General features: G+C 65.7%; 2 protein-coding genes. Both read left to right on the top strand.

Going from position 1 to position 1,153, the window contains the following annotated elements:
- The coding region (locus tag U1769_RS25210; RefSeq protein WP_332720902.1) for an NUDIX hydrolase at positions 1 to 558 on the top strand (558 nt) is incomplete at its 5' end.
- Positions 555 to 1,153 (top strand): extensin-like domain-containing protein (locus U1769_RS25205; RefSeq protein WP_332720901.1); only part of this gene is annotated, 599 nt, incomplete at its 3' end. The genes U1769_RS25210 and U1769_RS25205, both read left to right, overlap by 4 nt.

The raw sequence follows: 1,153 nt of genomic DNA, 5'->3' as shown, positions 1-1,153 counted from the left end.
GCCGATGACGTCGCCGCGCGCATCGCCGCGATCCGGGAAACGATCGAGGAAGCAGGGCTGGCGATCGGCGTGCAAGGAACGCTCGACATCGCCACGGCGCGGGCTGCACTATATGCTGGCGAGGCGCCCGGTGAAGTGCTGGCCGGGTGCCGTCTCGATCTTGATGCACTGGTGCCTTTCGCACGGTGGCTGCCGCATCAGGGCGTTGCACACCGGGTGTTCGATACCCGCTTCTACCTGGCGCGCTGGCCGGAAGGGGCAGGGGCACCGGTGGCGGACGGCAACGAAAATGTGCGCCTGTTCTGGGCAAGCGCGCGGCAAGTGCTGGACGATGCTGATGCCGGGCGGGTGCGCATTGTCTTTCCGACGCGGCGCAATCTGGAACGGCTGGCACAATTCGACAGCTTTGCCGAAGCGGTGGCCGATGCCCGTGCGCACGCGGTCACGACGATCACGCCATGGGCTGAGGACCGGGGCGGGGTCGAGCACCTTTGTATTCCCGAAGGACTGGGCTATCCGGTAACGTCACAGCCCATTGGAGCGGCGCTCAGGGCATGAAAATGGTCCGACACGGGGCTGGCGCGATCGTCGTCGCCGCCTTGCTGCTGACGCTTGGACTGGCGCTCTATGCGCTTGCGAAGAACCGGCCGCAGGATTTGCCGTGGACCGAACTCGATCTGGGGCAGCCGGTGGGGCTGTTCACGGGACGAAAGCTGGCGGGCCTGACGGCGGACTTTCCGGCATGCCGTGCGGTGCTCGACAAGGCCGGGATACGCTACACGGTACTGCCCGAGCGGCGCGACGACAGCGAATGTGGCTACGCCGATGCGGTGCGGTTTGCGGGCGGCGGGCCGCGGCGGATCGGATTTGCGCCCGCCGATCTGGGCGTTGCCTGTCCGGTCGCAGCTGCGTTGGCGGTGTGGGAATGGGAGGCGGTGCAACCCGCCGCCCAACGCATATTGGGACAGCGGGTCAAAGAGATTGAGCACTTCGGCAGCTACAACTGTCGACGGATGTACAATCGTGAAGGCGCCAGTTGGAGCGAGCATTCGACGGCGGATGCAGTGGATATTGCGGCGTTTCGGTTAGCCGATGGGACGCGGATCACGGTCGTCGGAGACTGGACCGGTGACGATAAGGAGGCGCGGTTTTT

Origin of the sequence: Parasphingomonas zepuensis (assembly GCF_036663735.1) — a bacterium.
Taxonomy (GTDB): Bacteria; Pseudomonadota; Alphaproteobacteria; order Sphingomonadales; family Sphingomonadaceae; genus Sphingomonas.
This window is presented reverse-complemented; position numbering and strand designations above follow the sequence as displayed.